At 66.6% G+C, this 3,898-nt stretch carries 3 pseudogenes; 1 reads left to right on the plus strand and 2 read right to left on the minus strand.

The annotated features are described in order from the left end of the window. Positions 1–119: pseudogene (locus LUZ64_RS37695) on the minus strand (IS5/IS1182 family transposase); the annotation flags it as partial. 567 nt (positions 120–686) lie between these two features. Between LUZ64_RS37695 and LUZ64_RS36415 the strand changes: the two are divergent. Continuing rightward, positions 687–2,211, plus strand: a pseudogene (locus LUZ64_RS36415) (transposase). A 271-nt stretch (positions 2,212–2,482) separates the two neighbouring features. On the opposite strand, the pseudogene LUZ64_RS36420 reads toward LUZ64_RS36415, so the two are convergent. Continuing rightward, positions 2,483–3,718, minus strand: a pseudogene (locus LUZ64_RS36420) (IS701 family transposase). Between the last annotated feature and the right edge of the window lie 180 nt (positions 3,719–3,898).

Raw genomic sequence — 3,898 nt, forward strand, 5'->3', positions numbered from 1 at the left:
CGGTCACCATGCCGCCGACGGCCGCCGCCCTGCGGGCGTACCGGCGCAGGCGGCACGACCCGCTGGAACAACTCCCACAAGCCGTCCGGCACCAACCGCTCAACAAGCTTCGTCGTCACCCCACCACGATCCCGCAAGATCACACCAAACGAAATGGCGTGTTAGCCTGCCTCAGCGGGGCAGATTTAAGGCTGGGGACCTACGCGATCACGTTGTGGCCGCTTGACGCCCTAGAGATGTTGTCACAACCTGTACTCAAGTTCCTGTAGCACGCCCAGTGCCTCCCAGCTCTCCATTTTGCGCCGCAATACCGTTGGGGGCTCCCAGACGACTCTGAAAAATTGAGGTAGCACCGCGTGGTAAGAAGGGCCGCTACCCGGCCAGCAGCCTGCGCCGAAGATATTCCGTGGGTTGGGTATGGGTCGTCCTAGACCGAAGACTCTTCCGTTGCCGTGGCTGAGTGTTTTCAGCGGTAGTGCTTGAGGGTGAAGGCGCTGCTGGTGGCGATGTGCTACCGCCCGAATCTCTCCATGCCGCGGTCGGCCCCGTTGTTTGGGATCCCCACAGTGGCGATCAGCACGGACCGCTGGTGACCCTAGCGGCGGCCAACCGCAGGCCTAGAAATCCAGTGAAGATGTTGGGCTGTTTTGGCCCTGGACCTTGCGGTTCGGGGCAGTGTTGTACGCATGCTGGGACGACCGCTCAGCCGTCCGGTCGGGCCTGATGCGTGGGCCACGTGCCGGAAGTTGATTCCTGCTGGGAACGCGTCCGCGTTCTTGGCCGAGCACCGGGGCACGCTATTCCCGGAGGCGATGTTCGTGGACATGTACCCGTCGTCGGATGGCCGCCCGTCAGTGCCGCTAGGTGAGCTGGCCTGTGCAGTGGTGCTGCAGACCCTGCACGGCCTGTCGGATGTCGAGAGTGTCCAGCACCTGCGGTGCGATCTGCGGTGGAAAGCCGCATGCGGGCTGGGCCTGAACGGTGGGGCATTCGATGCCTCTTTGCTGGCGTACTTTCGGCGCCGCCTGGCCCGCTCCCGGCAGCCGGATCGGATCTTCGACGCGGTGCGTGAGGTGGTCGCCGCCACCGGTGTGCTCAAGGGCAGGCGCCGGCGGGCGTTGGACTCTGTGGTGCTGGAGGACACGGTGGCCCAGGACACGGTCACCCAGCTGATCGCCGCGATCCGCCGCGTGATCCGCGATGTCCCCGGCGCCGGTGTGGTGGCCGCCGAGTGCTGCCGGGCCCATGACTACACCGATCCGGGCAAGCCCCGCATCGCCTGGAACGATGAGGAGGCCCGCGCCCAGTTCGTGGACGCATCCGCATTGGTTACCGACGCCCTCAACCTGCTGGGCCGCCTTCCCGAGCAGGACCTCGGTCCCGGGCGGCTGATGCCGTGGGGATCCTGGCTCTGGTGGCCGGGCAGGACGTGGAACCCGCCTGACGGCTCCGACGGCACCGATGGCCGGTGGCGCATCGCCCGCCGCGTCGCCTAAGACCGGACGGTCTCCACCGTCGACCCCGACGCCGGGGCACGTCCACAAGGCCCTCTCTCACTACCAGGACGGGTTCAAGGCCCACCTTGCCGCCGAGCCCGAGACCGGCCTGATCACCGCAATCACCCTGCGGCCCGCCACCGGCGCCGGGCACTACGAAGCCGCCGGTCGCCCTGGACCTGCTCGACGAGGAGACAGCAGTTCTGGACATCCTGGCCGACTCCGTCTACTCCACCGCCGCTCTGCGAGTGGCACTGACCGAAGTCGGACGCCGTCTGCTGATCAAACCGCCCGCGCCGAGGACAGCCGTCGCAGACGGCTTCACCCTCGACGACTTTCGCATCGACACGTCAACCAGCACAGTAACCTGCCCGGCCGGTCACACCACTGCCCTGCTGTCGCCAGGCGGCAAGCACCATCAGCGCAAGGCATGCTTCACCGCGAGACAGTGCGCCTCCTGCCCCGCTCAGGTCAGGGTGCACCACCGCCAAGGCGGCCGTGTCGTCACCTGGCGCCTGCACCACCAGCTGCAGGAAGCCGCCCGGCAGCAAGCCGCTGACCCTACCTGGCAGGCGGACCACCGCCGCTGGCGTCCCGCCGTGAACGGACCATCGCCTGGCTCGTCCACCGAAGCAATCGCCGCTTGCTCTGCTGCGGCGTCATCAAAGGCGAACGCTGGATCCATCACCGGGCCGCTGCCCTCAACCTCCGCTGACTGATCAACCTTGGGTTCGACTACCACAACGGAACCTGGACCCTAGCTCCAAGCCCCTGACCAGGCCGAACGGGCCACCCCGGCGTATTAGCCGAGCGGCTCAACTCTGACATCTGCACTGGATTTCTAGTAGTGCTTCGTTAGGTCAGTGAGCGTCTGGTTCTGGTTCTGAGCTGGTTCTTGGCGCTGGAGAGTGGTCGGCCGCAGGTGGTGCGGCTTCCGGTCCAGCACCGCAGCAGGTCCTGAAGTGCATCGAGGACCTGGTAGAGGGTCAGGCCGGTGTGGGGACTTTTGGGTCGTTCCGGTGGAAGGTGAGGAATGCCTGGACGGCGGTGACGAGGGTGACGTGGTGGTGCCAGCCGCGCCAGGTGCGGCCTTCGAAGTGATCCAGGCCGAGGCCGTGTTTGAGTTCGCGGTAATCGTGCTCGATCCGCCAGCGCATCTTCGCCCACCGCACCAGGCTCCCGAGAGGTGTGCCCGTGGGTAGATTGGTGATCCAGAAGCCGGTCGGGGCTGTCTCGCCGTCGGGCCATTCCACCACGACGGTCTGCACCGGCAGGACACCGTCCCAGCAGTTACGCCCGCCGGCTGCTTCCTGGGCTGCCCGCAGAGCCTGCTTGCCCGCCGGCCGCACCCGCAGCAGAGCGAAGCGTGATGTCATCCGGCCCTTGCTGCCCTCGCGCCAGGTCACCTTGGCAAAGCCGGTCGCCGGAGTATCCATGGCCAGACGGGACACCGCCTGGTGAGGCGTGCGATATCGAGGCAGCGTCGGAGGGCCGAGTCCGCCATAAGCGGGCCAGAATGGTTCCTCGGCCTCACCATGGGCGACTTCCTTGCCGGTCAACGCGACCACATAGCCCAGCCCGCGGTGTTCCAGTGCCAGCCGGAACGGGGTGCTGGTGCCATAGGCGGCATCGGCCACCACCACCGGAACGGTCAGGTCCCAGGTGGCAAGCTCGTCAATGAGGTCTATGGCCAGCCGTCTTTTCTCCCGGTGGCCGATATCGGCGAGGGCTGCGGCCCGCGCGCACCGAGCCGGTTCTGTGGCCCATTCCTCGGGCAGGAACAGCTGCCGGTGCAGCGGGCAGGACGCGGTGTCGGTGGCGGCGTGCACGCTCACCGCGACCTGGCAGTTCGCCCGCTTGCCCACCGCTCCGCAGTACTGCCGGGCCACCCCCGCCGAAGCCGTTCCTCATTTGAGGAACGACACATCGTCGGCCACCCACACCTCAGGCTCAATCACTCCTGCCAGGAGTTCGGCGATCCGATGCCGCACCGGCAGCCAGTCCCACGGCGACTGGTTCACGAACTGCCGCAGAGCCCGCATGTTCTCATCGGGCAACTGCTCGGACATCGGCTGGACCGACTTACGCCGGCCGTCCAGCATCAAGCCCCACAGGTAGCACTCGCCCCACCGGCGTTGATCCCGCCGCGGAAGCGAGGCGAATACACCGGCAACGAACTCCGCCAACTCACCCCGGAGTCGTTCCACCTCCCCGAGCCTCATACCCGACACCATGCCCCTGAACAAGCAAGATCGGCAGACCTAACGAAGCACTACTAGGCCGTTTCTTTGGGATCGTCTGATCGTTGGTTCCGTGTGCCGTTGGCGGGCGCGCGGTGGGCGCGGATGGAGCCGCTGCTGACGTTCCGGGGCCCCAAGCGGGGTGGCCGTTGGTGTGATCAC

This window comes from Streptomyces albireticuli (genome assembly GCF_021228125.1).
In the GTDB taxonomy this organism is placed as follows: domain Bacteria; phylum Actinomycetota; class Actinomycetes; order Streptomycetales; family Streptomycetaceae; genus Streptomyces; species Streptomyces albireticuli.